This window comes from Microcoleus sp. FACHB-68 (genome assembly GCF_014695715.1).
Lineage (GTDB): Bacteria > Cyanobacteriota > Cyanobacteriia > Cyanobacteriales > Oscillatoriaceae > FACHB-68.
On sequence record NZ_JACJOT010000017.1, the window covers coordinates 297,891 to 324,604 of the forward strand.

22 protein-coding genes, 1 tRNA gene and 1 pseudogene are annotated in these 26,714 nt (G+C 47.4%); 15 read left to right on the top strand and 9 right to left on the bottom strand.

The features are described 5' to 3' along the window. Positions 1–9 precede the first annotated feature (9 nt). The 3 genes from H6F73_RS23615 (at position 10) to H6F73_RS23625 (ending at position 2,104) form a co-directional block, all read left to right on the top strand. Positions 10–336 (top strand): hypothetical protein, encoded by a 327-nt coding sequence (locus tag H6F73_RS23615; protein WP_190761200.1) that lies wholly within the window; start codon positions 10–12, stop codon positions 334–336. After that, the gene (locus tag H6F73_RS23620) at positions 333–1,781 is read left to right on the top strand and encodes a hypothetical protein (protein WP_190761201.1); all 1,449 of its coding nucleotides are present in this window, start codon (positions 333–335) and stop codon (positions 1,779–1,781) included. The genes H6F73_RS23615 and H6F73_RS23620 overlap by 4 nt, the downstream gene beginning before the upstream one ends. Before the next feature lie 92 nt (positions 1,782–1,873). Continuing rightward, positions 1,874–2,104 carry a hypothetical protein gene (locus H6F73_RS23625; protein WP_190761202.1) on the top strand — a complete coding sequence of 77 codons (231 nt, stop codon included), beginning with the start codon at positions 1,874–1,876 and terminating at the stop codon, positions 2,102–2,104. Positions 2,105–2,468: 364 nt separating this feature from the next. Here H6F73_RS23625 and ptsP read toward each other — a convergent pair whose 3' ends face one another. Beyond that, positions 2,469–4,946, bottom strand: coding sequence for a phosphoenolpyruvate--protein phosphotransferase (gene ptsP, locus H6F73_RS23630; protein WP_190761203.1), 2,478 nt, complete (start codon positions 4,944–4,946; stop codon positions 2,469–2,471). Between the two features lie 327 nt (positions 4,947–5,273). Between ptsP and H6F73_RS23635 the strand changes: the two genes are divergently transcribed. From H6F73_RS23635 to H6F73_RS23645, 3 genes are all read left to right on the top strand, one after another. Next, positions 5,274–6,443, top strand: coding sequence for a pyridoxal phosphate-dependent aminotransferase (locus tag H6F73_RS23635; protein ID WP_190761204.1), 1,170 nt, complete (start codon positions 5,274–5,276; stop codon positions 6,441–6,443). A 479-nt stretch (positions 6,444–6,922) separates the two neighbouring features. After that, positions 6,923–7,225 (top strand): NfeD family protein, encoded by a 303-nt coding sequence (locus tag H6F73_RS23640; RefSeq protein ID WP_190761205.1) that lies wholly within the window; start codon positions 6,923–6,925, stop codon positions 7,223–7,225. Between the two features lie 53 nt (positions 7,226–7,278). Beyond that, positions 7,279–7,554, top strand: a complete 276-nt coding sequence (locus tag H6F73_RS23645) for a hypothetical protein (protein ID WP_199330746.1) — start codon at positions 7,279–7,281, stop codon at positions 7,552–7,554. 139 nt (positions 7,555–7,693) lie between these two features. Here H6F73_RS23645 and H6F73_RS23650 read toward each other — a convergent pair whose 3' ends face one another. Further along, positions 7,694–8,329 (bottom strand): methyltransferase domain-containing protein, encoded by a 636-nt coding sequence (locus tag H6F73_RS23650; protein WP_190761206.1) that lies wholly within the window; start codon positions 8,327–8,329, stop codon positions 7,694–7,696. A gap of 687 nt (positions 8,330–9,016) precedes the next feature. On the opposite strand from H6F73_RS23650, the gene H6F73_RS23655 reads away from it, so the two are divergent. Next, the gene (locus tag H6F73_RS23655; RefSeq protein ID WP_190761253.1) at positions 9,017–9,226 is read left to right on the top strand and encodes an RNA-binding S4 domain-containing protein; all 210 of its coding nucleotides are present in this window, start codon (positions 9,017–9,019) and stop codon (positions 9,224–9,226) included. Between the two features lie 238 nt (positions 9,227–9,464). Here H6F73_RS23655 and H6F73_RS23660 read toward each other — a convergent pair whose 3' ends face one another. The 3 genes from H6F73_RS23660 to H6F73_RS23670 form a co-directional block, all read right to left on the bottom strand. Then, positions 9,465–12,428 (bottom strand): EAL domain-containing protein, encoded by a 2,964-nt coding sequence (locus H6F73_RS23660; protein ID WP_199330747.1) that lies wholly within the window; start codon positions 12,426–12,428, stop codon positions 9,465–9,467. Positions 12,429–12,679: 251 nt separating this feature from the next. Then, positions 12,680–14,824 (bottom strand): ATPase domain-containing protein, encoded by a 2,145-nt coding sequence (locus H6F73_RS23665; protein ID WP_190761207.1) that lies wholly within the window; start codon positions 14,822–14,824, stop codon positions 12,680–12,682. A 3-nt stretch (positions 14,825–14,827) separates the two neighbouring features. Then, complete coding sequence (locus tag H6F73_RS23670; RefSeq protein WP_190761208.1) at positions 14,828–15,247, bottom strand: hypothetical protein; 420 nt, start codon at positions 15,245–15,247, stop codon at positions 14,828–14,830. Positions 15,248–15,975: 728 nt separating this feature from the next. On the opposite strand from H6F73_RS23670, the gene H6F73_RS23675 reads away from it, so the two are divergent. Next, positions 15,976–16,140, top strand: a complete 165-nt coding sequence (locus tag H6F73_RS23675) for a hypothetical protein (protein WP_190761209.1) — start codon at positions 15,976–15,978, stop codon at positions 16,138–16,140. A 115-nt stretch (positions 16,141–16,255) separates the two neighbouring features. On the opposite strand, the gene H6F73_RS23680 is transcribed toward H6F73_RS23675, so the two are convergent. The 3 genes from H6F73_RS23680 to H6F73_RS23690 form a co-directional block, all read right to left on the bottom strand. Then, positions 16,256–16,327: transfer RNA gene (locus H6F73_RS23680), tRNA-Lys, on the bottom strand. Next, a complete protein-coding gene (locus H6F73_RS23685) occupies positions 16,318–17,157 on the bottom strand; it encodes an alpha/beta fold hydrolase (protein WP_190761210.1) in 840 nt (279 codons plus the stop codon). The genes H6F73_RS23680 and H6F73_RS23685 overlap by 10 nt, the downstream gene beginning before the upstream one ends. A gap of 81 nt (positions 17,158–17,238) precedes the next feature. Continuing rightward, a complete protein-coding gene (locus tag H6F73_RS23690; RefSeq protein ID WP_190761211.1) occupies positions 17,239–17,961 on the bottom strand; it encodes a lysophospholipid acyltransferase family protein in 723 nt (240 codons plus the stop codon). Between the two features lie 763 nt (positions 17,962–18,724). Here H6F73_RS23690 and metG point away from each other — a divergent pair. From metG to lptC, 4 genes and pseudogenes are all read left to right on the top strand, one after another. Continuing rightward, positions 18,725–20,191 (top strand): annotated as a pseudogene (gene metG, locus H6F73_RS23695) (methionine--tRNA ligase); the annotation flags it as partial. Between the two features lie 54 nt (positions 20,192–20,245). Then, on the top strand, positions 20,246–20,875 hold the full coding sequence (locus tag H6F73_RS26775; RefSeq protein ID WP_242072635.1) for a CAAD domain-containing protein: 630 nt from the start codon (positions 20,246–20,248) through the stop codon (positions 20,873–20,875). Between the two features lie 134 nt (positions 20,876–21,009). Continuing rightward, complete coding sequence (locus H6F73_RS23700; RefSeq protein WP_190761213.1) at positions 21,010–21,618, top strand: NYN domain-containing protein; 609 nt, start codon at positions 21,010–21,012, stop codon at positions 21,616–21,618. Next, positions 21,599–22,804, top strand: a complete 1,206-nt coding sequence (lptC, locus tag H6F73_RS23705) for an LPS export ABC transporter periplasmic protein LptC (RefSeq protein WP_190761214.1) — start codon at positions 21,599–21,601, stop codon at positions 22,802–22,804. Before H6F73_RS23700 ends, lptC begins: the two co-directional genes overlap by 20 nt. Before the next feature lie 65 nt (positions 22,805–22,869). On the opposite strand, the gene H6F73_RS23710 is transcribed toward lptC, so the two are convergent. Beyond that, the gene (locus H6F73_RS23710) at positions 22,870–24,171 is read right to left on the bottom strand and encodes a D-alanyl-D-alanine carboxypeptidase (RefSeq protein WP_190761215.1); all 1,302 of its coding nucleotides are present in this window, start codon (positions 24,169–24,171) and stop codon (positions 22,870–22,872) included. A gap of 81 nt (positions 24,172–24,252) precedes the next feature. Between H6F73_RS23710 and H6F73_RS23715 the strand changes: the two genes are divergently transcribed. The 3 genes from H6F73_RS23715 (at position 24,253) to H6F73_RS23725 (ending at position 26,707) form a co-directional block, all read left to right on the top strand. Continuing rightward, on the top strand, positions 24,253–24,471 hold the full coding sequence (locus tag H6F73_RS23715; RefSeq protein WP_190761216.1) for a hypothetical protein: 219 nt from the start codon (positions 24,253–24,255) through the stop codon (positions 24,469–24,471). Positions 24,472–24,549: 78 nt separating this feature from the next. Continuing rightward, entirely contained in the window at positions 24,550–25,581 is a 1,032-nt protein-coding gene (plsX, locus tag H6F73_RS23720) for a phosphate acyltransferase PlsX (RefSeq protein WP_190761217.1), read from the top strand. Between the two features lie 127 nt (positions 25,582–25,708). After that, positions 25,709–26,707, top strand: coding sequence for a beta-ketoacyl-ACP synthase III (locus H6F73_RS23725; protein WP_190761218.1), 999 nt, complete (start codon positions 25,709–25,711; stop codon positions 26,705–26,707). The last annotated feature ends 7 nt before the right edge of the window (positions 26,708–26,714 follow it).

Sequence of the window (26,714 nt, forward strand, 5' to 3'; positions counted from 1 at the left end):
AGTACAACAATGAGACTCGAAGACCAAACAATTCAAGATTTTATCACTTTGGTAGAGACACAATGGCCTTTGTTCGCGGAGTGCCAAGGAGAACTGGAACAACTGCAGACGAGTTTGCCCTCGGATAGGGAGGGAATGTCTGATGCGATCATAGATTGGTGTGAATCTCACCCCGCGATTCTTGATGCGATGGATGCCATGTCTGAACAACAGCAGCGTGATCGCGTTCCGGGAAGCCACGGCCATGCGCCACCGCCACCTGACCCAAAAGTTTACCAAGAAATGCTGGACAATGAAATCCGCCGCAACCAATCTTCCTCTAAGACCAAGCCATGACCGAGCATTCCCTGCCGACACAGGTGGAAAATCCCAAACTCACTTTGTATGCCTTCCACCTATGCCACGATATTGCCACGGATGAAGGGAAACGGGTAGAAGATAGCGAGCACCTATGGCAGACTTTCGAGACACTAGGGCAAGCGTTAGGAATTGAATCCCTCGCCACCTGCCGCTACTGGCTCAACCTCCCGGAAAATGGCGGAATGGTTCCATTTCGAGAACTACTTTCTGAGGAAATTGGCCGGTGCTTGCGTTTTCCCATTCCCTTTGCGGAAACTCAGCCGGTGACTCCCCAATGCCGCCGGAATGGGGAACTTTACGCCTTGCAACTCCACGATACCTACGCCGCCGATCTTACCTTTCGCTACACCGGCATCGTCTCTATTGACCAACTTACTGACCTCAATCCCCACGGCAAACTACTTTCCAATCAGATTCAACCTTCCCTCGGACAAACGTTAGTTCTGTTTGCCAAACCTGTCAGTAATGGGGAATTTCTTCAAACCGAATCACTCAAGTTATTGGCTGAAAATTGTGTAACGGCGTTACTGAAAGAGGCTGACAAAAATTTGCCGAGTCCAGTCTATATTGCTGAAGGCAAACTCTTAGGTAGCCCAATTTTTGAATATGACAATTTTGCAGAAGACCCGGCGCAATCTTGCCACATTCTTATCTGGCTAAATTGTCATGACGACACGGCAAAACTTGAAGCAGACGCAGGCTATTATCATTCTCTGTTTAATTTGTTATGCTGCCGCCACAAAATGCGTTTTAGCTACCACCAAGCCCGTGAGCGCAACCGAGATGCCAGAGCGATTTCTAATCAATTAGAAAATAAAGTAAAGGCGTTAGAAAATTTACCAGGAAATGTCTCAGAGCGGTTAAATGTTCTGAAGCAATCTTTTTTAGAAACGACTCCAAAAACATTTATATATTCGAGTTATCTTCGGGATATTGAAGACCATCGCACAGCGATCATTACAAACTTTAAAAATTATAATACAGCGCTCAAACAATTAAACAAAATTGAAGGAGAAAATGAGTTAAGCTTTTTACAATCATTTGACAATCAGTCTAGGAAATATCTCGCACAAATCCGCACTGACCTCAATTATTTAAAGCCTGGGGAAACCCTCTTTGGTCATTGTATTGCCACCATGCGCGGTATTGTCGAAGTTGAACAAGCGGAGATGAATGATAAACGTCAGCAAGCCGACAAAGACTTACAAGATCACATTCAAGGAATCGGGGTGGGAATAGCTGCCGGCGCGATTGTTGCCTCAAATACTGGTTTAATTACCCAACCTTGGAAAATGCCTTGGTCAAACCAACGCAGTTCAATACCTCATCCGTTTTTCATCGCCTTGTGCTTGAGTGTACTGTGCTCTTGGGGAGCTTGGCAGATAGCAAAACAGCGGATTAAGAAAAGGAGATTCAACTAAATCGATGTGTTTAACTATTCTTGTGATCAGCCTGAATCTGCTTGTGTTAAATTATATTAAATCCTCTTATTACTTGAAAATTCAGAAAATAGATGAAAGCTGAAAACTATCCATTTGCCAGAGAATTGATTGTGGACACCGAAGGTCATATCCGGAAGGTTGTTATTGACTTCAACGATTATCAGCGTCTTCTCGAAGCTATTGAGGATGAGGGATTAATCCGTGCCATGATGGAAGTCAAAGACGAAACTCCGCTAACTTTGGATGAAGCACTAGCAGAGCTTGAGAAAGAGTTAATACACTGTATCAACCAAGCTTTTTGAAAGACATCAAGGCTCTCAAAAGTACGCAGGCTTTTGAGGCTATTAAAACTCTGGTCTTTGAAGAAATTCCTAATACCCCAGGTTTTGAAGAAATCAGAAACTTGAAAAGTTAAAGGGATATGAGGATGGTTATCGAATTCGGGTGGGTGACTATCGTATTGGTTTCACATTTGATGGTTAAACCATTATTTTTTACCGCGTCCTACATCCTAGAGAGTTTTATACCTACTTTCCCTAAAAGTATATTTATACAAGAAAACTTAAGGTAGCTAGGAGATAAGCTATTTATAGGCTGCTTGTGCTTGGTATAGCAGCAGTTTAACGTGATAGGAGCCGATAAAAAGGTCAAACGCCTCCCTACACTTTATCCCAACTCCCCAGCAACATAATCTTTAACAGCCGGCGCAGAATTCAACCGCAACACCTCACCGGCAATCGCTTGTGCCTCCCCCATCGTCAAACGTGAAATCGCTGCCTTCACAGTAGAAATCACCGGCACACTCACACTCAACTCATCCACCCCCAACCCTAACAAAACCGGCACCGCCAAGGGAGATGACGCCAACTCACCGCACACCCCCACCCAGATGCCGGCATGATGCGCCGCTGCAATTGTTTGCGCGATCATCCACAACACTGCCGGCTCAAAAGCATCCGCAAGCCTTGCCACCTTGGGATTTGTGCGATCCGCTGCCATGACATACTGGCTCAAATCATTTGTGCCAATACTGAAAAAATCCACCTCCGCAGCCAGTTGATCCGCCATTACCACCGCCGCCGGCACTTCCACCATCATTCCCACTTCCATTGCTTGATTAAAAGGAATGCCAGTAGATCGCAACTGTGCCGCAGCGGTGGCTAAAATCTCCTTAGCCGCTTGAATTTCCCGCACACAGCTAATCATGGGAAACATCACCTTGATGGGATGCCGGTGACTCACTCGCAAAATTGCCCGTAGCTGAGTTATCAGCAAATCCGGATAATCTAGCAGCAAACGAATTCCCCGCCATCCCAAAAAAGGATTGGCTTCTTGCCCTAAATTCAAATAAGACACCGGCTTATCTCCACCAATATCCAGGGTGCGAATAATCAGAGGATGGGGTGCTAAACTCTCTGCAATTGCCTCATATATCTGCACCTGTTCCTCCTCAGTCGGAGCGATCGCTTTATCCAAATAAAGAAACTCACTTCGCAACAATCCCACCCCCTCAGCACCGGCAGCAAGAGCGCTTTTCGCATCAGCAAGCCCACAAACATTTGCCATCACTCGGATCTGATGTCCGTCGCGGGTAACTGCCGGCTGCTGTGCCACCTCTGCCAATTCCCGCCTCAGCGCCTCCAGACTCTCCCGTTTCCCTTGCAATTCCCGCAACAGATCCGCGTCAGGTTCCACCCACACCTGTCCCGTTTCCCCATCCAACGCAATCACCGTGCCATTTTCCAAGCGCAACAACTGTGCATCTACGCCCATCACAGCCGGAATGCCTAGAGATCGTGCCAAAATCGCACTGTGAGACGTTGTACTGCCAGAAACAGTACAAATGCCTAACACTTGAGTTAAATCTAACTGTGCGGTTTCCGAAGGACTTAAATCAGTTGCGATTAGAATTGCCGGCGCTTTCAAATCAATGGCTGTAGATACCTCGCCGGCAAGCAATTGCAAAACGCGCCGGCTCACATCTGTCACATCCGCCGATCTTGCCTGTAAATAAGCGTCTTCCAGCGTTTCGTAAGCCGCCACTATCTCATCAATCGCCGCTTTCCACGCAGCCGCAGCACTCAAATTTCCCTCAAAAATTCCCTTTCGCGTCGCGGCTAAAATTGCTGGATCTTCCAAGTACAGCAGATGCGCGTCAAAAATTGCTGCATTCGCCTCCCCCGCTTGGGCGACTGCCTTTTGGCGGAGATTTTGAATTTGATCCTGAGCGGTTTGAATTGCTGTCTGTAACTGCTCCCATTCGGTTTCAGAATTTTCTGCGTACTGCGTCTGTACTTGCGGAACCGCAGCGTGGTATAAAATAACCGGCCCAATGGCAATACCTTTTGATGCCGGTATGCCAGAAAGTTTGCCCGATGTGACAATATTGGGCGTTGCAACTTGTTTTGGCTGGTGAACTTCCTCACCAAAGTTCGCTTCAACCAGGGCTTGCAAAGCTGCCAAAGCATCTGTTGCATCAGATCCATCTGCGGAGATTGCAATCATTTGCCCCTGACGCACACTTAACGTGATCACCTGATTGATACTCTTGGCATTCACCGGCACACTCGATGCAGTCACATTTCGCACGCTAATCTTAGACGCAAACCGGCAAGCTGTGGCAACAAATTTCGCAGCAGGGCGGGCGTGCAAACCCATCGGATTTTTAACCGTAAGTTGCACTTCACTCGCTCCCGGTTTTGCCTCATTTGTCACAACCTCTAAGTGACTGATGTCCAAAGACAACTGCGCCGCCTTTGCCCCTAGCGCCCCCCGCGCTTCAGCCATCACTTGCTCAATATCCGCGCCGGCAGATGCCTGAACCATTGCGGCGATCGTTCCCTCAACCAACGGCGCTTCGCACAATTTCACTTTGGATCTGCGATCTTCTGGCAGAAATTCCAAAGCCATTTCTGCACTCATCACCGCACTACCCAGATCCATCAAAACCACAACGCCACTGTCACTGTAAACAGACTCGATCGCCTCATACACTTGCATCACATCCGTGCCAAAGGGATTTTCCGCATCATCCATGCCGGCGGCTATGGCACTTTTCACATCCCCTTGAACCATTTGCAGCGCCAGTTCCCGCACTCCCTCTGCCAGCTTCGCACTGTGAGACACAATCACAATTCCAACCATTGTTCATGCCTTTTTAAAGGAATCGCTTAAATCTGACATCGTCACCTCATTTTCAACCCGTAGGTTGGGTTTATCAACCCAACAAAATCTTTGGGCAAAGTTGGTAAACCCAACAAAATCTTTGGGCGGTATGAAACGAAGGGTTCGCGTTGCTTTACCCAATGAGCAATCGATAAATGTTGGGTGTCGCTTTGCTCTACCCAACCTACAGCTAGATAGAAAACTTATCCCAATTGTAGGGGAAAAATGCCCTTGAACCGGCACCCAATATCTGCCACGATTGACTAGCGCTGTGTACGCTTTCTCTATTCATCCTCTTTAACATTGATGTACTCTGAAAATCCTCGAATGCAGGCTGTGCAGTCTCCGATTATTCCCGTTGTGGGAGAACTCATTCGCGCTTATCCCGGAACGATTTCTTTAGGACAGGGTGTTGTGTATTACGCGCCGCCGGCAGCCGCTTTCGAGCAAATTCCTCAATTTCTGGCAGATCCAGAGAATCATAAATACAAACCTGTGGCAGGAATTCCCCCGTTACTTGATGCAATTGCTGCAAAACTTAAGGGTGAAAATGGCATTGACATTAACGCTCAATGCTGCCTTGTGGTGACTGCCGGCAGCAATATGGGATTTATGAATGCAATTCTCGCTATTACATCTCCCGGCGACGAAATTATTATTCAAACGCCTTATTATTTTAACCATGAAATGGCGATTACGATGGCAAGCTGCGTGCCAGTGCCGGTTGCCACGGATGAAAATTATCAATTGCGTTTAGATGCGATTGAGCAAGCAATTACAGAGAAAACCCGCGCCATTGTTACCATTTCCCCTAACAATCCTACAGGAGCTGTGTATCCTCCAGAAGCGCTGCGTGCTGTGAATGAAATTTGCTGCCGGCATGGTATTTATCACATCAGTGATGAAGCGTATGAATATTTCACATACAATGAAGTCAAGCATTTTTCTCCCGGCTCCATTCCCAAAAGCAACGCCCATACGATTTCGCTTTATTCCCTCTCTAAAGCTTATGGGTTTGCTTCGTGGCGCATTGGGTATATGGTCATTCCAGAACATTTGCTTGTTTCAGTTAAAAAAATTCAAGATACTATTTTGATTTGTCCGCCGGTTATTTCCCAGTACGCGGCTGTGGGAGTGTTGCAAATCGGAGCCGGCTACTGTTATGAAAAGCTCCGTACTATTACTGAAGTTCGAGAAATTGTTCTGGCAAAACTCAGCACTATCTCTGATGTATGCACGGTGCCATCCGCCGAGGGTGCTTTCTATTTTCTGCTCAAAATTCACACTCAGCAGAGTGATATGGAGTTAGTCGAACGTTTAATTCGCGAACATGGTGTGGCGGTGATTCCAGGTACAACGTTTGGCATAGAGGATGGGTGCTACTTACGGGTTGCCTATGGTGCGCTGCAACAGAAAACTGCATTTGAAGGCATTACACGCTTGGTGGACGGTTTGCGAGTAATTTTAAGCGCCTAAAGCTGGAAAGACTGAAGTGCCGGCGTAAGGCGTGAAAACACTGGAAATGTACCACTTCAACCTCAACAAGTAGGAGAGTGCCAGTTGGCAAACTGTCTATTCTTTGTCAAGCCTAAACTCCTATCGGCAACCTTAGAAGATATAGCCTGTCTGGATGTGCGTTTGCGTGAAGCCGGCTGCCACTTGAACGTTTTTCACCGAATAGGCTTGTGGCACAGTAATGATCCTTCAGTTCTTCAAACTTTTATATATTAAAAGGGTCGAGTTAAATCACCGCCGAATCCAATTCCTAGCCTTCTTGAAGTGAGTTAAAAAGAGTAATCAAAAAGCCGTAGAATTGAATAAATTCAATAAAACTCTACAGCCTTTGAGCAATTCCTTTAACTTGAATGAGCTAGAAATTTACAGGAAACCGATTTGACGGGAAAAATTTACTCACTTTCTCCGTAAAAATACCAACTTTAATCAGGGCACAGAAAATGTTTAACCTTTCTAAGCTATTCGCTCCACATCCACAAGATACAGACTCCAACTCTGGGCTAGATACAGTAGACTCTTCCAATTCTGATATCAGAAATTTCTTGGGTTCAGCCGGCGCGGAAGCCACCGTTGATGAAATAATCGAAGGCCCAAGTAAGAAAAAAGGGCGGGTGTATTTTCAAGGAACTTGGTGGCCGGCTGTGTGTACAGTGGAAGCCGTTTTAAATCCTGGAGAAGTTGTTAAGGTTGTTGGCATTGATCGCATCACTCTGCTAGTTGAACCATTCATTGACAGTGAATAGTCTTCTGGTTAGCCGGCTTAAAGTCATCAAAAATAGATTCTTACCTAAGACTGATGTCCGGTTCACCAATAACCCTAATACTTGTCAAAGAACTTGATCCGGTGGCGAAAATGGTTTCTAACCCACAGAACGAGCCAGGATTTCTCACTCCAGATGCGGGACCCGATACTTCTCGCGCTAGCTACTCCGATGCGCTAAATCCTGACCGGAATGATTCCAGTCACGATGATGAAAATGTAGATGTTCCGGTTCCTGAACCTTCAGGAACCGCTGACAACCCAAACGTTGTTGATCGTCAGATTAATATTACTAATCGCAGCGCCGGCTGACAGATGAACCCATCACGCCCCATTTTTTGTAGGTTTATTAAGGCCGGCATTAATTGCCTAATTTTTCTCTGAGTTTTAATCGCATTACGATTTCTTCTGTTTAAATAAACCGCTGCTAACAACTGAACTATAGAACCGTTTATTTTAAATGATCTGGGATAGTTTCAGGCACAACCCAGTAGAAAAGAACGTGCTTACGATCCCCATTGTCAACGATCACGACCCGATCCGGTTTCCAGTCACCCATATCGAAGCTGTGAGACACAATGCGAGTGCCTGGTTTTAGTTCTTTCAGTAACTTAGGGCGAAGCTTCAAATTTACACTCCGAAGCAGGTAAAGCGTCACAACGGTTGCCTTACTTAAGTCAGCCTTAAATAAATCTTGTTGTAAAAACTGAACGCGATCCGTTACCCCAGCTTTTTGAGCATTATTAAAAGCTTCTTGAATTAGTTTCGGATTAATATCAATTCCAACGCCTTGAGTGCCGAATTTTTGGGCTGCTGTAATCACGATCCGACCATCGCCACTACCGAGATCGTAGAGGAAATCATTGCCTGTGACCCCCGCCACGTTAAGCATTTCTTCTACAACCTTAGAAGGGGTTGGCACATAAGGCACATCAGAGAGCTTTTCTTGGGGTTGAGTAACGGGTGCGGCATTCTGAACTTGAAACTGTTCAGCAGTAACTTTTATTTGTTGAGTATGTGCAGCTCCCCCTAAGCCGGCAATACTAATAGAGGCAACTATCGAAAGTAGTATTTGTTGTAATTGCATGGTACATTTTCTCCTGGTAAAGAAGGAGCAAGACTCTTGAATAAACGGTTTCGTGCGATTTAGCAGAAGTCTTCGTGTATTGATACGGTTATCGGCAACTTTAGTGCGATTAAAATCACAATAATACTATGAACCCGATCACACTCCTATATTCCTTTAGTCACTAGACAGCATTTTTTTTTGGTATAGAATACCCTGTATGGGTGAATGTTTTAAGGTCTTTTAGGAGTGCATCGAAATGACTACAACAACAACCAAAACTACAACCAACAATCCAATATTGCGCCAAAACCCTTTTACCACTTATCGTGACCCCAAAACGGGTCGGTGGGTGGTAGTGACGCCTCCAAAGTGAGGCAGGCAGTCCATTATTAATTATTCTGGTGCTACAGCTAAGCCGGCTCAATCTAGCCACAGCAAGCAAGCCGTACATTATAAACCAGACAATACAAATGTTTCGTAACCGCCGGCTACTCTGTGACGCCGGCGGCATTTTTATTGGGTGTGCCACCCCTCAGCATAGGCAATTGTATTGCAATAGGCAGTGCCGGTGAAAAAAACTGCTGATTTTGATAGCATTCAACTGCTCGTACCAGTTGTTGTAAAAAAGATTAACGGCAGGTTAGAGTGCCTCACTTTCTATTAAAATTAAAAAGAATACAATTACGGCTTGGGTCAACACAAATTATGAAGAAAAATGAGAATATAATTAGGCTCAATCAGTTTTTAAAATGGCAAGGAATCGCAGAGACTGGTGGGCAAGCAAAGCTAATGGTTCAAGGCGGAGAAGTTTTAGTTAACGGCATCATTGAAACCAGACGCGGACGGCAATTAGTATCAGGTGATCTCGTTACCGTTGGGGGTGAAACTTTTGAAGTTGATTTAAACAATGCCTGATATTTTATAATAATTTTATGCCGGCAGCCGGTTATTGAAGTCTTAAATTATTCTAGGACAGTTTTAAATTTCAAAGATATAAAACCACAGATAAACAAACAGTGCCGATCACATCACCCACAAGGAAATTCTGTGATCGGCGGGATTTGATGTTGAGGCAGAAGCCTACAAAAAAGTTAATTTATCTGTGTTTATCTGTGGTTAAAGACAAAACATTTTACCCTGTCAAACCCTAGATTCACAGAGTAAGAGACACTCGCTTAGCCTCTAGCGGTTTAGAGAAAAAATATCCCTGCCCGAACTCACATTGCAGGGCTTTTAACTGAGTTAATTGCTCCAGTGTTTCCACTCCTTCTGCGATCGCATTTATTCCTAGATTTTTCGCTAGAAGTACAATTGTCCGAACAATCTCTAAACTTTCATCATCCACCATCATTTGCTTCACAAAAGAGCGGTCGATTTTCAAAGCATCAATCGGAAAGCGGCGCAAATAGCTCAAAGATGAATAGCCGGTGCCGAAGTCATCCATATATAGCTGAACACCCAGCTTTCTTAGCTTCCAGAGCATCGCCGATGCAGATTCGACATTTTCCATAATCGCGCTTTCAGTAATTTCTAACTTCAAATTACTTGCATCCAATTCCGTTTCCTTAAGGATTTTAGCGATTTGTTCTACTAAATTTGGTTGAGAAAACTGTTTGCCGGAAAGATTTACACTGACACTTAAACTTTGGTGATTTGGAAATTCTAACTGCCAAGCGCGAAGTTGGTAGCAAGCTTTGCGGAGTACCCACCAGCCAATTAAATTGATCAGTCCAGTTTCTTCAGCCAAAGGAATAAATTCACCGGGAGAAATTAAGCCCCGCTCTGGATGCCGCCAACGCACCAGCGCTTCAAAACCAGTAATTCGCTCAGTTGCTAAAGATACGATTGGTTGATAGTAAACTTCAAATTCCTGACGCTCAATTGCTCGTCGCAAATCGGTTTCTAATTGCAACAAAGCCACCGCACGGGCGTGCATATTTTTATCAAAAACTTCATGACGCGCTTTCCCCAGTGCTTTCGCTCGATACATCGCTATATCAGCATCGCGCAGGATATCTTCAGGCTGGTTATAGCCTGTTGAACTCAAGGCAATGCCAATGCTGACTGTGGTAAAGACTTCATCTGTGTCTAACTTCAGCGGCAGCGTTAGTTCCTTATGGATGCGCTCAGCAATATGGATGGCATCAGCAACCCCTTTAATATCTTCCAACAAAATAGCAAATTCATCTCCCCCCAGACGTGCCACAGTATCGCCACTTCGCAGACTTGCCTCTAATCTTTTAGCGCTTTCTAGGAGCATTTTGTCGCCGGCAAGATGTCCTAAACTGTCGTTAACATTTTTAAAGCGATCCAGATCCAAGAAAAGAACGGCAAATAAATAATTTTCAGATCGCTTGGCACGCTCAAACGCACGCTCTAGGCGTTCCATAAACAAAGCGCGATTAGGCAAATTCGTGAGCGCATCGTAAAATGCATTGTGCAGCAGTTGTTCTTCAACTTGCTTGCGCTCAGTAATATCTGTTTGAATCCCGACGAAATGAGTTAAAGTGCCGCTTGCATCATAAATCGGTGAAATATGCAACTCATTCCAGAACCGGCTGCCATCCTTGCGGTAGTTGCGTAAGACGACGCTGGTGCTTTTTCCTTCTTTCAAGGCAGCACGCATTTCCTCTAAAGCCGGCTGATTGTTGTCATTTCCTTGCAAAAACCGGCAGTTGCGTCCAATGACTTCTGCGCCGCTGTAACCCGTGATCCGCTCGAAGGCAGGATTAACATAGATAACCGGCAAATCAGGCAATCTAGCATCAACGATGACAATGCCATTACTGCTAGCGGCGATAGCACGATCACGCAGTCGTGAAATTTCCTCTGCTTGTTGGCGTTCTGTAACATCGCGAATCACGAGCACCCAGTCACTCGCTTGAGAACCGGCTTTCACGCTGAGGGGTTGCGCCACGATCTCAAATACTGAGCGTGTTGCACCCTCTAGCACCACTTCATGAAAGCTAATTTCTTTGGGATTTGGCTGTAGCAATTTCTCCAGCGATTGCGATCCTAAGTGAGTGAGTGGATCGCCAACACTTGTAGTTGTCAGCAATGTCAGGTATTTCCGAGCGGTTGGGTTAGCCAAAACGATACGTCTGCCGGCATCCAGTAGCAGCACGCCTTCAGGCAAATTTTCCACCAAACTTTCTAAATGTTGTTGCTCTGCTGCCAGGAGTGTCCGCAACCGCTGAATCGAGAGGGAAGCTTGAGTGGCAACCGTGTACAGCAGTCTGACTTGATCTTCGGTAAATGCGCCTTCGGCTTGTGCGCCAACAAAGAGCAACCCCACAACTTCGTTATTATCGGCATCAATAATTGGGACTTGGAAAGACGAACCCAAAGCACTCAGGGGTTTTCGTGTGGCATCAAATGTGTCTGAGTGCAGCGCTATGATGGCGCATGATTGTTCTTCTCCTTGGGTTTTGTTCCCTGTCATGCGGGTAAAGGTTTTGAACAGACGCTTTTGAATCTGCTCATGAATTGCCGGCTCGATCTGGCAAGTTGGCTGCATGAAAAAATGGCACAAGCCGTCGGCGCTCAAGATGCTCGCAGAAATATCATGAGGCACCGCGCGGTAAAGGTGCGCCAGCATCAGACGAACCAGTTCTTCGTAGTTGAGGGTGTAAGCCAGTTGCCGGGAAAGCTCGTAGAGTAGCTCAAACTTGCGTGCTCGCTTTTCGGCTAATTCTAACTGTAGGGCTTGCTGTTCGATTTCTGTAAGCAACTGCTGCCGGGTGATGGCGCAATGGATGGAATGAATTAGCTCAGTTTCATCAAAGGGGTGCGCGAGATTACAAGCTTGAGTATCTATTTCACCTGTGTTGAGGAAGTTTTGTCCCTCATTTTTTTCTGTAAGCATAATAATGGGGATTTTTAAAGTGTGAGCATGAGTTTTGAGCCGGCAGCTCAATTCCCACATAGTTAGCAAACAGAGATCTAGCAAAATTACGTCAATGCCGCCTTTCGCTAAACGCTCTATCCCTATTTCTATGTGATCAATGTCCAGCAGTTCGACGTGAACGGCAGCAAAATTGGCTAAAGCATTTTTTATGAAGCTGGCATCTTCCAAGTGATTTTTAATGACTAAGACGTTGAGAGGCGGATCTTTCACGTCGTATCCCCCGCTAGCATTGTGAGATTTTAATTAAATTTTAATATTTAATTAAATTTTCATTATCGGTGGGTCTACCTTGTGACGAGCTGAACCGCATCAACGTCTATAAATATTTTTAACTATCTTTAGTATTGCTCGATACAGTTAGGCAACACCAGCGTGTATACCCTGAGATAGAGAGTGCCGGCTGGGAGAGCGATTAGACTCTGTAGCGTCGCACTCCCTGAGTTTATCCCCTTTTGAGTTTTCTATTTGTCACCATAGAAGTTTTCCTGCACCACCACTCCCTTGCCGGCGCGGATCGTGTAAGGGAAGGGACGAGTATCGGCGATCGTGCCTCTGGCTTTACGCACTTGCAGCGCCCGAAAGCCCTGTCCTGCCTGACCCATTTCTCCCCAGTTCGGGATATAAACATCCAAGACGGTATCGTAACTGTTGAGCAGGCTATAGAGGACGTTCTCATCCAAAGTTTTGATCAGGATCGTATCGAGCAAAGCTACATCCAGCCGGCGCAACAGGCGGTTTTTACGTTCGATAAAGCTAATGAAATCGTTAATTTTGTACTGGATAGCTAGGGGGGTGAGAGAGTCGATGATCAACCGGCACGGTTTAGGGATCAATCGCAGATGCCGCTCGATATCGTAGAGAAAGCGATCCATATCCGTCAGATCAATAAAGTCTTCACCGGCAGTTGCATGAGTATCTAAAATCCGCAAATGCCCTGACTCTAGGTAGGACTCTATGTTGCTGCCGAATACTTCCATTTGTGGACGCAGCAGATAAGCCGGTGCATCGGTGGTGAGATAAAGGACGCTTTCCCCCAATCTCAGTCCTTCCATCGCAAATTGCTGCGTGAGGGTGGTTTTGCCCACGCCTTGATCCCCACGCACTAACCATGCAGAACCGTACAGGATGCCGGTTGGCACAATTGCTTTTAAAGGAGAAAATGTCAGTGCCTGGGGCGCTGTTGTCTCGGTTGCCCCCGCTTCCATCACTGAGAGGAAAAAAACTTCTAAACCTTGTTTTCTAATTTCCATGCGGTGACGACCGGCAACGTGATCGCTGGCACGCATCTTGTAAACTTCGAGATAGCGTTTGCGCTGCAAACCGAGGATCTCTGTTGAAAGGATAATTGTGCCGTCGAGAACCGTTTCTTCTACACCAAAACGAGACAGCCGGTGAGCGTCGCCGGCTGGAATATTAGAAATCAGCAACCCCACAGCACCGGCACGCTGCACCAGAGTTGCCACTTGGAAGGTTTTCTCTCGCTGCACTCCCAAATCTTTGACTTTATGCAGGAACACCGAAAAGGAATCCATCACTATGCGAGCCGGTTGAAAGCGCTCAACCTCCTGCACCATCAACTCTAAGTGTTCCTCTACCCGAATATCAGTTTGGGCAATAAATACAATGCGTAACAAACCCTTGGCTTCCAACTCTTTCGAGTTCCAGCCGAAACCTTGGGCAATTTGGTGCAGACGAGCGGCAGTTTCTTCAAAAGAAATGATCAGCCCCTTTTCTCCCTGTTGAGCACCATGAATTAAGAACTGCAAAGCGAGAGTTGTCTTGCCGGTTCCCGAAACGCCAGAGAGCAGGATAGAGCGCCCGCCGGGGATACCGCCTCGCAAAATAGCGTCTAACCCCGCAATGCCGGTGGAAATTTCCTGCTTTTCCGCTTCTAACGCTGTTTCCCGGCGCTTGAGTGAGAGCATCGAAGTCAGAACACGCACCCCATGCTCTGTGATGATAAAGGGACACGGCACCATCTCACTGGCCCGACCCCGCAATTTATATACCTGTAAGAACCGGCTCTGTTCCCCTTCCTGAAGCGCAATATTTAAATAAAGAATCCCATCAGCAACGGCAAATTCAGCCCCTTCTGCAATGTCAGAGCGGTCATATTCTCCTAATAGGAAGGCAGTACACCGCGCACTTGCTAGCCGCACCGACAGGTCATAGCAAAAGCGGCGAAACTCGCTAACATCTGTTGATAAATCGCGAATTGCCTTAAAAGAATCAATTGCCAGAACTTGCGGCTGGTGCTTTTCAACTAAGTTGAGAATATAATCGGCTAATTCCGCAAGGGAATGCTGGCGGATAAACGGCCCAATATCTTGATAGATTACCCGCTCACCGAACACTTCTGCGTCAAAAAAGCTGAAGCACTGCATATAACGCACCACTTTTAACGTCGGTTCAGAAAGCGTGGTGAGATAAAGTGCTTTGCCGGCGCTGTTCGTGCGGATGTGGTTAAAGAGCATTTGCTGAACCAGGATGGTTTTTCCCGTTCCTGGTTGGCCGGCTACAATATTCAGCGAATAGACAGGGATGCCTCCACCCATGACTGTGTCTAAATTGGGCACACCTGTGGGCACCAGTTTGATGTTGCTCATGGTCTAGCTCTTATCAAGTTTTTGTTTGAACTGCTGCACCAGGGGTTCCACCTTGCCTAAGAGGATTTCTCCGGTTAGGTCAATTAGTAGAGCCATCACGTTATCTGTAAACGCCAAAAGCCCCGTCCTGACTGCGGCGCGATCTAAGGCATCTAAGGTCGCGTTCAACCCATCCAAGTTAATCCCACTGCTAGCGATCTCGATGTCTTGCAGCAGCGCGTGATCGCGACTGGCTTCTAAGAGGGCACTACGAAACACAGCAACACAGGCAGTTTCGCCAATGAGCGAGTTGATGCGTTCCCATAGCCGGTCTAAAAGCTCACTAAAAATTTCCAGAACTTCTTGCTTGCCGGCTTGTGCCATCTCCGCTCGCATTTGGCGGAGTGCTGCTTCGTGCTTACCTTGCTCAGTGGATTCGGTCATGTCCACCCTTCTTATTGCTGACAATCTACGCTAATTTATTACAAATTTTTATCGAATCTGTTTGGTTGAGCCGAGACACCCCTCAAGTTTCCTCAGCACAATTTATTATTCTATATTCTACCATTGGGTTGCGTTTAGGCAACGTTTGAGGTTTTTAAATAACGTGATAATCTGTCATCTTTGCAACGATCCCTTATGGTTTCTTTCAAAACGTTAAGAATTGTTATGTAAAAATTTATATTACGTTTAAAACTTAATTCTATTATTCATTTTTTCTATAATTTACTGGAAACGTCCGATTTATGTGGGGTCTGAAATTTCAGGATTTGTGCGGCCAGTTTTTGGCAACGAGACTGTCCCTTCCGCTCGTTGGCTGTCATGGAATGCTCCTGACTCCGGATGCTCTGCGTGATCAGATAGGGAAATATTATTGTGAGGAATCAGCGCAATTTAATGCCGGCAGCAGATGTTTCTGAAGATCCAGCCGTGATAAAATTTGGTAAATATAAAGTGTTATTAACCAAATCAAGAACTTAATCAGCAAGCTGAGCTTTAATTCCGGTGAGTGTTTTCTAAAAGGCTAGCTTGAGTCAAGGATGCGCTGGTAAAATAGAAGTGTGGCAGCGCTCACCAGCACCTAGCACTTTAGTAAACGAGAAGATAGTTTTCTGGCTGTAACGTTTTGAGCGTCAAGACAGATTTCATCACATTATTAAGGTAACAGCGCTATGTTTTTACTGTTCTTAGTTTTTACGGTTCTGTTGGTGATTTCTGCAACGCCGCTTTTAGGGCTTTTTGACCTTGACTGGTCTCTGCCATTGATGATCGGCTTGTTCGTTGCTTTCTTTATTGCCGGCTGGGCACTATTTATTGCCTATCCGCTATTTTCATAAAATAGCTCTGAAGTTATGAGAAAGATTGATCAGTTGTCGGGTGTATGACTCATGCACCCGACTCAATCACGTTTGATTAATGATGAAAACCGGCTAGGGAAAGAATGGTGAGAAATGGGTCACGAAGGGCTCGAACCTTCAACCACCGGATTAAGAGTCCGCTGCTCTACCATTGAGCTAGTGACCCACCGAGTTACTTATTATAGCAGATGGTGCTGCCGGTTCAACCTCTGGCACTTCTATAAATTGTTGACTTCGCAAAATTTTGTAGAGGTCAACCTCGGTTTCCAGCAGGCAAGCGTGTCCGCTATCAGAAAGCACAACCATCTTAGCATTGGGCAAGCAGTTCACCAGACGTTTTGCTTCGGAAACAGAAGGCAGCAGCCGATCACCAGCACCGGCAATGACCAACACCGGCACAGAGATCCCACCCAATTCCTCTTCCGTCATCTGAAACTCCCTTAATAACGACAACCGCCAGACACTGGTTTTTTGCGGAACTAAGTGCAGCGTCGTGACCATTTCTTGCAGTACATCGGGTTCAATGCGATCATAAGCGGTTAAAAAAGGCACCAGCGCCATTGAAGAAACCGGATAAATGCCGGCAGGCAACCAGTTAACCAAATGCGATCCGCAATTCAGCCAAGCTTGCCGCCGAAACGAAGAAGCGGGATTAATCAAAATCAGCCGGTCAACCAGATGCGGAGCTCGCTGCATCACCTTCAGCGCTAAACAGCCGCCAAAGGACTCCCCGCATAAATAAACAGGCTGCCGTTGCCCTGATTTCGGTTCTGCCGCAATCAACTCCACGACTTGATCGGCCAATTCGTCCCAATTCGTCAGATCAGCCGGCGAAATTGCTAGAGATCGGATATCAAAAGCCACCTCCAAATAACCCAACTGTGTGCGTAACAGCTGCCCGGTGCCATCCATTCCCGGTAGGAATACGAACAGTGGATAGTCGGGTTTCGGTGGTTTGGGCGTCAGGAAACAAGGACGGCTATTAACTGCTGGCATGATAATCGTTCAAATCTAATACGTTATCGGTCGCCGGTCATTTGCCTCCCTGACAAATGACACAGGACGTTTAACAAAAACTTAGTAACACCCTTGATAAAGTAAATCCGCAATTTCTCTGTGTGTGTGACCGAGCAAGTCATCAACCACTATTTTTGCCTTTTTGCCTTGGTAGCTTTCTCGCTGGGCTGCAGTAATCCAAAACGGACGCCCGATTAAAACGTTGACCCGCTTATAAATTACCATAGGGTGCCAGCCCTCTTGCTGGAATGCCGGCTCAGTTGGATCAAATGAACTCAAGAGCTTCAACGGCACCCACGGCACAATGATTTCCTCACACGACGCAATCGCCACCGGCAGCACGACTAAATCTTGCACCTTTGCTCGCAAAGCCAAATGGGCAAAGCCGCGATGAAACTGCCCCATCCCCTCAGGTTTAGTGCTTCGTACCATCGGTTGGGCACCCTCCGGAAACAACCCGACCATTTGCCGAGTTTGCAACAGTCCAGTTGCTTGTTGGAAAAATGCTTGCTGCCGGTGTGCCGGTGCCTCTAGGGGAAACGCCCCGCACTGATTGACAACGTCGCGCAACACCGGCACTTGAGCCATATAGTGATGGCACGCAAACCGAATCGGTTGTCCTACCCCTGCCATCAGCACCGGGGCATCCATAAAGCTGCGATGATTGCTCACCACAAGCGCAGGGCTGCCACTGGGAATGCGATCCTCATGGTAAACAAACATTCGCGTGCCGGTTGCTGCCAACAGCGATTGTGATATACGCAATGGGCTATCTAAAGACATACCTGAGAACCCGGAATACAAGCCAAGGATTTAACATCTGCTCTGCTTTAACTTAACATTGCTTTACGGGCCTTAATCTCCACCTTAAGGTAGGAATCTCAACCTCTTCTAGCCTAAGCTTCCTCTTTACCAGATTGGCATCTTTTTTGCACCCCCTATTCATAAATTGATAACGGCTGCGATGAAAAAGTGAGAGAGCGAGAAACGAACAGAAGCACACAAGCAAAGAGAAATAGGGGGTTGCTAGTGCTCGCTAGAGCGATGGGAAAAGACACCTATCCCCTAAAAATTCAGCTTATGAGCGCTTTAGTACAGAGCCGGCAACCGCTTTAGTGTAATGTGGATAACTTTTGAATGCTCGTGGGAATACTTATAACAGCTTGCCGGTAAAACTTGAATATTTAACAAGATGAAAAATATCTCGTTGCAACCGTCCGCTGCGACCTTTCCCTACCAACTCGCCCTCTGGCGAATGCAAACTTAAGGCAAAAGCTAAACACTGAACCCTTGAGCTTATTGCTAGCCAACCCTCAATTCTTGTGAGTGCTGACTTTTAATCTATTTAAGATTTATTGACCTATTATGAGTTAAGTCTACAATTGAGGAAGAAAATACTGATACATTTGTCACAGCCTTGTACTGCGGCTTTCTGCCAATATACGGCTGAGTCAACCTCCTCAGGAAAATCACAACCCAATAAAGGCTCCAAGCCCCTCATAGATGAAGACTCATCAAAGAATGAGGGTTGTTTTTGGCAATTACTATGAACGATACCGATACAAGTAAAACCACATTTGCTCTGACAACCCCTCTGTACTATGTAAACGATTTGCCACACATTGGCAGCGCCTACACCACGATCGCAGCGGATGCGTTAGCGCGGTTTCAGCGTTTGCGGGGCAAGCCGGTGCTGTTGATTACCGGCACAGACGAACACGGGCAAAAAATTGAGCGCACCGCAGAAGCAGCAGGACGTCCTCCCCAAGAATACTGCGATGAGATCGCAGCAGGATTTGAAGCGCTTTGGCAAAAACTTGACATTCACTATGATCGCTTCAGCCGCACCACAGCCAAGCGCCACGAAGCCATCGTCAAGGAATTTTTTGGGCGCGTTTGGGACAAAGATGATATCTACCTGGGCCAGCAAAAAGGCTGGTACTGCGTTCCCTGTGAAGAATTTAAAGAAGAGCGGGATCTGCTAGAAGGACACCGCTGTGCGATCCACACCAATAAGGAAGCCGAGTGGCGCGATGAGCAGAACTACTTCTTCCGCCTCTCTAAATATCAAACGCAACTTGAAACCCTCTACCAAGAACACCCAGATTTTATTCAACCAGAGAGCCGGCGCAATGAAGTGCTGAGCTTTGTAGAGCGCGGACTGCAAGACTTTTCCATCTCACGCGTCAATTTGGACTGGGGGTTCCCCGTGCCGGTTGATCCCAGCCACACCCTTTACGTGTGGTTTGACGCGTTGCTGGGGTATGTGACAGCGCTGCTAGAACCCGACGCAGAACCGACTCTGGAGAACGCCCTCTCCACCTGGTGGCCCATTAACCTGCACCTCATTGGTAAAGACATTCTGCGATTTCATGCGGTTTATTGGCCGGCCATGTTAATGTCAGCAGAACTGCCTGTGCCCGGTTGTGTCTTTGGCCACGGCTTTTTAACCAAAGATGGCCGCAAGATGGGGAAAAGTCAGGGCAATACCATTGATCCCATCGCCCTCGTCAACCGCTATGGTTCCGACGCAGTCCGCTACTACTTCCTCAAGGAGATTGAATTTGGCCAAGACGGCGATTTTAACGAAACTCGGTTTATTAATAATCTCAATGCGGACTTGGCCAATGACTTGGGCAATTTGCTCAACCGAACAATAGGGATGGCTCGCAAATACTGCAACGCCTGCGTGCCAAACGTTGCGGGTGAGAGCGTTCCCAACGAGAACCCCCTAAAAGCGATTGGGTTAACTTTGGGGGATAAAGTAACGAGTGCGTACGAATCCTTGGCTTTTAGTCAAGGCTGCGAAGCGATCTTAACCCTCGTTAGAGCCTGCAACAAGTATATTGATGAGCAGGCACCTTGGACGCTATATAAACAGGGACAGCAAGAAGCTGTTGGGCAGGTACTCTACAGCGTCTTAGAGTCTGTGCGACTCGCCGCCTATCTGCTATCGCCGGTTATTCCCAATATCAGCAATGATATTTACCGGCAGTTGGGTTTCGAGCTGGATTTAAAAGTTCAGCAGCCGCTCAAAGTGTCATCTCCTCGCTTGCAACCTGCGCCAATGGGAGCCGGCAGCAGCGAAGTGGCAGTTAAAGCTCAAACATCCCCAACAAAAGTCAATCTAGCATCCCCTTCCCGCACATTGGAGCCATCCGAACCCAAACCCCCCTCGCTTGACGAGCGGACAGTTTGGATAAAAGTGCTCCAGCCATTTTTAAAAGCGCCGACTTACTTGGGTGAGTTTTTCAACGACTATAAAGGACCTGTGGTGGCAGGTGCGGGCGTGCTAGTCGCACTTGTTATTGGCAATGTAATTGTTGAACTGATTGAAGGCATTAATGATATCCCTTTAATATCTCCTGCTTTGGAACTGATCGGTATAGGATACACGAGTTGGTTTATTTACCGCTACGCAATCTCAACAGCCGGTCGCCAAGCCTTTTATCAGGAGTTTAAAGCGTTAAGGGAACAACTTGTGGGTGCGAGTTCTGTCTCACCGGCAAGCGAAGCCCAACCATTAGCGCTCAACACTCAAAGTTCCCAACCTCCAACTCCAGACGCTCAAGAAACGGCAGTTGCAGCGCCCTATAGCATCCATGCCTGCTGGGGAACCTTGCCGGCTAACCAGCCGCTGGGCGAACCTAAGCCGGTGTTTCAGCGCTTGGAGCCGGTGGAACCCATTTCGTCCTAACGCTTGCCAACACAGGCGACACAGTGCCGGTGCCTGAGCCATCAGGTTTCTATCCTGATGGCAAGGAAACTTAGAGCTAAAACGTTAGGAATGGCTGTATCAATTTTTTCATAACAAACCGAGGTATAACAATCATGTTGAGTACACCAGAAAACAGCGATTTATTCACACCTGAACAAGTTTTAGAAAATAGAGGCCGAGTCGCCATTTTTATTGATGGCTCGAATTTGTTTTACGCTGCTCTACAGTTGGGAATTGAAATTGATTACACCAAGTTGCTCTGCCGCTTAACAGCAGGATCTCGATTACTGCGCTCTTTTTTCTACACCGGCGTCGATCCCACCAATGAAAAACAACAGGGATTTTTGCTGTGGATGCGCCGCAATGGCTACCGCGTGATCTCAAAAGAGTTGGTGCAACTACCAGATGGTTCTAAAAAAGCAAATTTGGATGTTGAAATCGCGGTTGATATGATGGCTTTGGTAGGATCTTATGACACGGCTGTTTTAGTCAGTGGAGATGGGGATCTCGCTTATGCAGTGGACGCTGTGAGCTATCGCGGTGTCCGTGTGGAAGTGGTGAGCCTGCGCTCAATGACCAGCGACAGTTTGATCAATGTTGCGGATCGCTACATTGATTTAGAAGGAATCAAAGAAGATATCCAAAAAACGCCCCGCCACACCAACTACACTTACCGCCCGCTATCTGGAATTAGTATGCTGGATGAGCAACAAGGACGATAGTAGAAAGCCGTTAAGCGGAAAAAGTAAAAAGTCGAAACAAGAGGCAAAAAAAGTTTATTTCTTTTGCCTTTTGTCTTTTGTCTTTTTACTTTTATTAGGCGCTTGTGGCAAGCAAGATAGCCCTGTAGCTAAGCCATCTCCAAATCGCCCGAAAGAATTGGATGGCACTTTAATTCTTAACGCTAGCACCCTAGAACAAGCTGATGAACAGGGCCGGCTGAAGTGGAAAGTTAAATCTACCCAAGCTCAATACAGCCAAGATCAGAAAACTGCTCAGGTTAAAAATCCTGACGGGGAACTGTATCAAGATGGCACCTTGGTTTTTCGCATCCAGGGCAAGTTTGGAGAGGTGCAGCAGGATGGCAAGAAGATATTTCTCAGGGAAAATATTATCGCCACGGATACCCGAACTGGAGCAGTATTACGCGGCGATGAGCTGGAGTGGCTTCCCGATGATGATCTTTTAATTGTCCGCAACAATCTCACCGGCACCCATCAACAATTGGACGCATCTGCCAAAGAAGGGCGGATGTTTAGTCGGGCGCGTCGCGTCGAATTAACAGGACAAGTGGTCGCAACGACAAAAGAGCCGGTGTTGCAATTACGAACCGAACACCTGATTTGGGAGATGGAGAAGGACTTGCTGATCGGGGATCGTCCGATTGAGATTGATCGCTATCAAGAAAACAACGTTACAGATAAGGCTACCGCCGATCAAGGCGAGGTAGATTTAAAAACTAAAATTGCCACGCTTAAACAAAATGCTTTGGTGACGCTGTTAGAACCGGCGATACAAGTCGCCAGCGACTCACTCAGTTGGAACTTAGAAACCGATATCGTTAACTCAGACCGGCCTGTGAAGGTGGTGCATCTTCAAGAGCAATTAATCTTTACCAGCGACACAGGCAAGCTTGATATAAAGCAAGAAATGTGCTATCTGAATGGCAATGTTCAGGGATTTGAGCAGCGCCGGCAGTCCCAACTAAGAGCGGATAAAGCAACTTGGAATCTGGCCACGCAAGGAATTGAAGCCCAAGGCAATGTCGTTTATCGCCAGATCGATCCAGAGTTTACCGTTGCCGGTACCAAAGCAATTGGGAAATTAAACGACCAAACAGTGACCGTAACCAATCAAGGCGGGCCGGTGGTGACGGAGATTATTCCCCAGCAGGGAAGAATGGAGTAAGGAGTCCTGAGTCCCCCATGCCCCATGCCCAATCCCCCATGCCCAATCCCCCATGCCCCATGCCCTCATCCTCCCAATAGAACTTCGTTACGGTTAGCGGCACCGGCACTGGTGAAATCAGGATGAATCGGGTGTTTGGGAGTAATCGCTGCAATTGGAGTTAATGGAATTCCCCACTGCTGTTGAAGGCGTTGCAGCAGCTTATCCTGCTGAGTGCGGAAACCATCGACATCTGCACCGCGATTGATAATGGCAAAGTAAAGAATCCCGTGAGTGCGCGTGGGGAGGACACCGGCAAGAGCACTAACATCCCAAAGCGTGCCGGTTTTCACCACAGATGCCGGTGGGATGTGCCGGTAGTCTAGGGTGCCCCCATCTTGCCCTGATACAGGAAACAAATCAGCAATCGTCAAATGAGACGGTTGCAAATAACGTTGAATCGCCATAAACATGGCACAGGCGGCTCTAGGGGAAACGCGATTTTCTTGTCCGAGTCCGGAACCATTAATGAGCTGAATTTCTTCTGGGGGCACACCGGCAGCTTTTGCGGCGCGTTCTTTAACAACGTTTGCTCCCCCAACTCCATCGGCTAACATCTGAGCCATTTCATTGTTGCTGTAAACGTTCATCTGCCTCAAGATTTCAGCCAACGGAAGCGAGCGGTGCCGCAGTAAAGGGGTGCCGCCGACTGTGCCAATTTTAACCGTGCCGGCAATCTCGACTTTTGGCTTAGGAGTTCCCGGCGGCAAGCTCGAAAACACAAATGCTGCATCCTCTTCCCAAATGCTGGGGTCGAGTGCTTGCTTGAAATGCTCCCCGCTTGTCGTGGGATCGGGTTCAGCATTCATCGAAAAGTTGGGAGTAATGATTAAATTGCCCGTCACCCGCTTGATCCCCATTTTATTCAGGGCATTCCCCACGGCGAAAGCTTCTTCCCAGACAAAGAAAGGATCACTGTTGCCGGCAATTACCAAGTCTCCTTGCAAAACTCCATCCTTAACCGGCCCAGTCGCATTCACAAACGTTTCAAACTGATGAGCATGACCCCACTTTTCCAGTGCTGCCAGAGACGTTGCGATCTTCGTCAGAGAAGCAGCAGGGAGAGGAACCGTCCCCTGGTTGTTGGCTAGCAACGTGGAAGCCGATTGAATCCATACACCTTGAGTGTCTTTAACCATTCCCTTCGCCACCAAAGATTGTAGGTATTGCTTTAGAGTGGCGTCCGTTGCCGGTTCGGGATCGCCGGCAATCACAAATCCAGGGATGCCTGGGCCGGCTACTAGCGAGAAGGCATCTAGCCCAGGTGTGCGGACTCCTGCCATATCCAGCCACACAGACAGCAAACCTGAACTTAATAACGTCAGCATTCCTCAGATCCCCTTACAAAACTTAAACTCGATTCCGCTCACAAAGCACTAAATCTCGTGAGTGTTTAATGCAAAGCTCTGGTGCTTAGCTCAATAACTTTTATCCCTTACCTTTCACCCCTCACACTTGAGATTCCTGCTGAATATTACCAAGCACTGATACAAAATGGTGCCGGCTCTCCGCCCTCAGCCGCCCTCAGCTGCCCTCAGCCTCGCCCCCTCATACATAACTTAAATGTTAAAAATTCCTACGAAGAAGCTCACTTCCTCACCCCCAATCTCTTATTTGAAAAATTTTAATTCAATCTCTAAGACCGGCAATGTTTTGAATGCGGCCTACAACTGGTAAAATTTTTAAGGTTTCTATGACTTTGATCAATGGGATCGACGCGAGCACGGATTGCAATTGACGCGATGGGTGGGGATCACGCCCCCGCCGAGATAGTTGCTGGAGCGCTCAAGGCCCAGGAGGAATTGGGCGTGGAAGTTTTGCTGGTTGGTGATCCCCAGCAAATAGAAGCCTCCCTCAAGCAACACACCAACTCCACACGGCCAGAAATTGTGCCGGCTGAAGGCACGATCGAAATGCATGAGGAGCCTTTGGGAGCGCTCAAACGCAAACCCAAAGCTTCGATTAATGTGGCAATGGATTTGGTGAAACAGCAGAAAGCTGATGCTGTAGTTTCTGCCGGCCACTCAGGAGCGGCAATGGCCGCCGCCCTGTTGCGATTGGGACGGCTACCGGGAATCGACCGACCGGCAATTGGTGCGGTTTTACCAACCATCGTGCCGGATCGACCAGTGCTGATCCTCGATGTGGGAGCCAATGTTGATTGCCGTCCCAAATTTTTAGAACAGTTTGCAGTGATGGGGACGATTTACAGTCAGTACGTGCTGGGTGTAAGCGAACCGAAGGTGGGATTGCTCAACATTGGTGAAGAACCTTGTAAAGGCAATGAGCTTGCCCTGCGTACCTACCAAATTCTGCAAGATAACCCGCAAATTCCTTTCGTTGGCAACGCCGAAGGCCGCGATGTGCTATCGGCTAAGTTCGATGTCATCGTTTGTGATGGTTTTGCCGGCAATATCTTGTTAAAGTTTGCCGAAGCGGTGGGAGAAGTTGTGCTACAAGTGCTGCGTGATGAATTGGTGCAGGGACTTCACGGCAAAATAGGCACAGCACTCTTAAAACCCAACCTCAAGCGAATCAAGCAGCGAATTGACCATGTTGAACATGGAGGGGGCTTGCTGTTGGGCGTTGCCGGTGTTTGCATCATCAGCCACGGCGCATCCCAAGCACCCACAATTTTTCACGCAATTCGCTTGGCTAAGGAAGCCATTGATAACAAGGTGCTGGAGCGAATTCAGTCCAAGTATCAAAAAAAAGACCGGCAATCAGCCATCAGTTAGGGACTAGGGGCATGGGGCATGGGGCATAGGGCATGGGGCTAGAGACTAGAAGCTCAGCACTGAGGACTCACCGGCTCAGCACTCGGCACTCACCCCTAGTGCCCTCACTCACCAATGGAGAGTAACTTTGAATCAATTAGGGTTAGGCGTTGCCATTACGGGAAGCGGCTCAGCAACACCGGCAGCTAGCCTTGATAACAACCGGCTTAGTCAGCTTGTGGAAACGTCCGATGAGTGGATCAGCGCTCGCACCGGCATTCGTTCTCGCCATTTAGCCGGTGTAGAAGAATCTTTGTGCGATCTGGCTACTGTTGCATCCCAACAAGCCATCGCAATGGCAGGGATCTCGCCGGCAGATATCGATCTGATTATTCTGGCCACCTCCAGCGCAGATGACTTATTCGGCACGGCTGGGAAAATTCAGGCCCAGTTAGGTGCCCTCCAAGCCGTTGCCTTTGATATGACAGCAGCCTGTTCTGGCTTTATTTTTGGCCTCGTCACAGCTAGCCAGTTTATCCGCACCGGCACCTATAAAAACGTCCTGCTCATTGGCGCGGATATCCTCTCTCGCTGGGTCGATTGGTCAGACCGGCGCACTTGCATATTATTTGGAGATGGTGCCGGTGCTGTCATCTTGCAGGCCGATGAACGCAACCGCTTGCTAGGGTTTGAACTCCGCAGCGATGGCACCCAAAATAGCAGCCTTCAACTTGCATACCAACCCCAACCGCAACCATTGCTCGAAGGCATCACCATCGCCAAAGGCACCTACCAACCGATTACCATGAACGGCCAAGACATCTACCGCTTTGCCGTGAAAAAAGTGCCAGAAGTGATCGAAAAAGCTTTACATCGGGCAAATCTGGGTGTTGAGCAAATCGACTGGCTGCTGCTGCATCAAGCCAATCAGCGCATCCTTGATGCTGTGGCGGAACGTCTAAAAATTCCCCCCCAAAAAATTATCAGCAATCTTGAAAAGTACGGCAATACTTCAGCCGCTTCAATTCCTTTAGCGCTTGATGAAGCCGTGCGGGAAGGCAAAGTCAAAGCCGGCGATATTATTGCGAGCGCCGGCTTTGGTGCCGGTTTAAGTTGGGGCGCAACCATTTTTGAATGGGGCCGATAAATCAATT